The organism is Bartonella sp. AC70YNML (assembly GCF_042196545.1).
Taxonomy (GTDB): domain Bacteria; phylum Pseudomonadota; class Alphaproteobacteria; order Rhizobiales; family Rhizobiaceae; genus Bartonella.
This window is the reverse complement of sequence record NZ_JBHIQK010000066.1, coordinates 1-540: the sequence shown is the minus strand read 5'-3', so window position 1 is coordinate 540 and position 540 is coordinate 1. Positions and strand designations below refer to the sequence as shown.

The following is a 540-nucleotide window of genomic DNA, read 5'->3' as shown; positions in this document are numbered from 1 at the left end:
TTTTGCCCCCAACTTCGATTGTTTCATCAGTCATTTCGTATTTTTTTTCCATGGTTTTACTCCTTTAAGTTAGATTCTGCCTTTGTCGTTCTTGCAAAAGAACGGCATTGCATTGTGTGGTGAATTTTTTGAAAAGGTGGCGTCTTTTAAAAACGCCTTTAGCTTTTAAAGCACATCACAAGGACGCAAACGGTGTTGTTTTTCGTAAGAACCATACATTGCATCATCATATTCGCGCTGTTTTATATCATCTAAAAAAAAACCGTATGCTGTGCTGTGTAGAATAAAATCGTGAGGAATGTTTCCGTTGAAACACTGCTCTTCACATTCTTTAAGATAGAATTCGGCAATATCTTCAGAGATATCTTCGCAACGATTAGTCGTTGGTTCTACGCGCAAAATTTGGACAGCATTATCGGTTTGGTCGATAAAATTGATCATGTCCTTTTCTTCTAAGAAAGGACCAGATTTAGCGAGATTTTGTTCTTCATTTTCGCAGATGACTAAGAGAATTTCATCAGAATTTATAAACACTGGTTT

The 540-nt window shown here is 36.5% G+C and carries 1 protein-coding gene; it reads right to left on the bottom strand.

Going from position 1 to position 540, the window contains the following annotated elements; translation table 11 throughout:
- Positions 1-165: 165 nt before the first annotated feature.
- A partial coding sequence (locus tag ACFIMU_RS08770) for a hypothetical protein (protein WP_375697042.1) occupies positions 166-540 on the bottom strand: 375 nt, incomplete at its 5' end.